This is a genomic window from Mesorhizobium sp. M7A.F.Ca.CA.003.01.2.1 (assembly GCF_003998945.1).
Classification (GTDB): Bacteria; Pseudomonadota; Alphaproteobacteria; order Rhizobiales; family Rhizobiaceae; genus Mesorhizobium; species Mesorhizobium ciceri.
This window is the reverse complement of the sequence record NZ_RZRA01000710.1, coordinates 1-3056: the sequence shown is the minus strand read 5'-3', so window position 1 is coordinate 3056 and position 3056 is coordinate 1. Positions and strand designations below refer to the sequence as shown.

At 63.4% G+C, this 3056-nt stretch carries 4 protein-coding genes; all 4 read left to right on the top strand.

All coding sequences use genetic code 11. From position 1 onward, the window contains the following. A partial coding sequence (locus tag EN969_RS24150; RefSeq protein ID WP_127419456.1) for a mechanosensitive ion channel domain-containing protein occupies nucleotides 1-618 on the top strand: 618 nt, incomplete at its 5' end. A 156-nt stretch (nucleotides 619-774) separates the two neighbouring features. Next, nucleotides 775-1038 (top strand): hypothetical protein, encoded by a 264-nt coding sequence (locus EN969_RS24145; RefSeq protein ID WP_023812335.1) that lies wholly within the window; start codon nucleotides 775-777, stop codon nucleotides 1036-1038. Nucleotides 1039-1244: 206 nt separating this feature from the next. Next, the gene (locus EN969_RS24140) at nucleotides 1245-2678 is read left to right on the top strand and encodes a UbiA family prenyltransferase (protein WP_063168220.1); all 1434 of its coding nucleotides are present in this window, start codon (nucleotides 1245-1247) and stop codon (nucleotides 2676-2678) included. Between the two features lie 2 nt (nucleotides 2679-2680). Then, nucleotides 2681-3056 (top strand): FAD-binding protein (locus EN969_RS24135; RefSeq protein ID WP_164758450.1); only part of this gene is annotated, 376 nt, incomplete at its 3' end.

Here is a 3056-nt window from a genome sequence, read left to right as displayed (position 1 = left end):
CTGATCCTTCTGGCCGAGCGGCCGTTCAAGGTGGGCGACTGGATCGTTGCCGGCGACGTCAGCGGCACGGTCAAGAAGATCAGCGTGCGCGCCACCGAGATCGAAACCTTCCAGCGGCAATCGGTGATCCTGCCCAATTCGAACCTGATCAACAACGCCGTCGGCAACTGGACGCACCGCAACAAGCTCGGCCGCGTCGACATCAAGGTCGGCGTCGCCTATGGCAGCGACGTCAAGCAGGTTCATGCCGTCCTGCTGGAGATCGCCCGCAGCCACCCGATGGTGCTGAAGAACCCCGAACCCTTCGTGCTGTTTTCCAATTTCGGCCCCGCCGCCCTGGAATTCGAAATCCGCGTGTTCCTGGCCGACGTGATGAACGGCAACATCGCGCAGAACGACATCCGTTTTGCCGTCCTCGAAAAATTCAGCAGCGAACACATCGAGATCCCCTCGACGCCGCGCGCCGTGGTCGAGGCCCACAAGCCCAAGGCCTGGCCGACGGACGACGACAAGATCGAGGCCGACTTCGCCGAACAGGAGCAGATAAGGGCCGAAGCCGAGGCGGAGAAGAAGCGACTGGTCAAGTCTCGCAAAACCAAGAAGCCGGACCCGGACTAGGCTCGGACTCCGTCGACCTCAATCCTGCCCGGAATCGATTGCGGCATGAATGGGGCATTCAGTTGCGGTTCAGCTTCCATCTCATATAAGCTCCATGCAAAGGCGAAAATGCCTTGCCAAATGCAACAGAGGCGGTGGGAACACCGATATTGCACCATGTGGAAGTCTCTCGTCGCTGCAGTCGCCCTGGTCGCCGCCATCGGCTCGGTCCATGCCGCGAGCGCGGTCAACAAGGACGCCGAGACCCGCACGCTGGTCGTAACGGAGGGCGGCAGCAAGACCGACCTTGCGCTGGCCGGTGGCGAAACGGTTGAGTTCTGCCCGAACGGCTGCTTCGTCACCTTGCCCAATGGCGATCTCGAAGCCCTGACCGGTTCGGAAACGGTCGAGATCTCGGGCGGTGTCGCCCGCATCAAGTAATCTTGGCGTCACGATTGTAGAGGCCGGGCATTTGCCCGGCCTTTTATCGTTTCCGGTAGCGGTTGTTTAACAATGACACCGGAAATACCGCCATGGCAGCCGTCTGCAACCGTGCGTTTTAACGTTCGCTACGCCATCGCCCGCTATACCAGCCTCAAGACGCCGAAAAGCGGCGCGCAACTCTACGCGGGCAGGGCAGGACGGACATGGATGCGCGATCGGACAGGAACGCAATACCGCTTGCGGTCGATCTCGACGGCACGCTGATCGCAACCGACCTGTTGTGGGAAGGGCTGTTCATCCTTCTCAAGAAGAACCCGCTCTATATCTTCCTCGTACCGTTCTGGATCGCCGGCGGGCCGGCGCGGCTGAAGCAGGCGATCGCGCAGCGCATCGACATCGATCCGGCATCGCTGCCCTATCGCGAGGTGCTGCTTTGCCGCCTCCGGACCGAGCACGCCGAGGGCCGCAAGATCGTGCTGGCGACCGGTACGCCGCGCAAGTTCGCCGACGCCATCGCGGCCCATCTCGGCATTTTCGACCAGGTGCTGGCCACCGATGGTCTCGCCAATCTCACCTCGGGCAGGAAGCGCGCCTCGCTGATCGCAGCCTATGGCGATGGCGGTTTCGACTACGCCGGCAACAGCCGCCATGACCTCCAGGTCTTCGATGCCGCACGCAACGCGATCGTCGTCGCGCCCGACCGCCATGCCGCGCGCTGGCAGGCGGCACATGGCGCCGAGACGGTGTCGGCGCCGAAGCCCACTTTGCGGACCATCGTCAAGATGCTGCGCGTGCATCAGTGGCTGAAGAATTCGCTGATCGCAGTGCCGATGGTGCTCTCGCATGAATATTTCAACACCGACATGATCTGGGAATGCCTGCTGGCATTCGTCTCGTTCAGCGCGGTGGCATCGGCCATCTACATCCTCAATGATTTCTTCGACCTCGCGCTCGACCGCAAACACCTCACCAAGCGCAACAGGCCGTTCGCCAGCGGCGCGCTGTCGATCCCGTTCGGACTTGGGGCGATCGCGGTGCTTCTGGCGATCGGCATCGGCACCGGGCTGTTCCTGTCGCCCGAATTCATGGCTGTGCTCGGCGGCTACATGGTCGTCACCACCGCCTATTCGCTGTCGTTCAAGCGCATGCTGCTGGTCGATGTGCTGACGCTCGCCGGCCTCTACACGATCCGCGTCCTGGCCGGTGCGGCGGCGACCGGCGTCGACGTCTCGTTCTGGCTGCTGGCCTTCTCCATCTTCTTCTTCCTGTCGCTGGCGCTGGTGAAGCGCTTCGTCGAACTGCGCACCACCGCCATTCCGCCCGGCGAGCGCATTGCCGGTCGCGGCTATCGCACCGAAGACCAGGAGATCGTCGCCCAGGCCGGCATGGCCTCGGCCTTCTCCTCGGCGCTGGTGCTGGCGCTCTACATGGACAGTGTCGCGGTGCGGGAACTCTATCCGCATCCATGGCTGATCTGGCCGCTGGCGCCGATCGTGCTTTATCTTACCATGCGCGTCTGGATCCTGGCGCGCCGCAACGAGATGCATGACGATCCGGTCGTCTTCATCATCCGCGACTGGCGCAGCCAGATCGTGGTGCTGATCGGTGCGGTGATGCTGGTCATCGGGGGCTGGTAGGCATGGCCGCCGGACGTTTCCCAAGCTTTGGCCTTGCCACGCCGCCGGCGCCGCGCGCCATCGGTGCCGACGAGGCGATCGCGCTGCTGAAGGGCGGTCAGGCCAAGCCGGCGTCGCTGCTTGCCTATGGCAATGGCCGCTCCTACGGCGATTCCTGCCAGAACGGGGCCGGAGCGGTCGTCGATATGCGATCGCTGAACCGGATCCACGCCTTCAACGCCGAAACCGGTGTTCTCGAGGCGGAGGCCGGCGTGCTGTTGTCCGACATCATCGCCCACGCCGCCCCCTACGGCTTCTTCCCCGCCGTTGTGCCAGGCACGCAATTCGTCACGCTCGGCGGGGCCATCGCCAATGACGTGCATGGCAAGAACCATCACC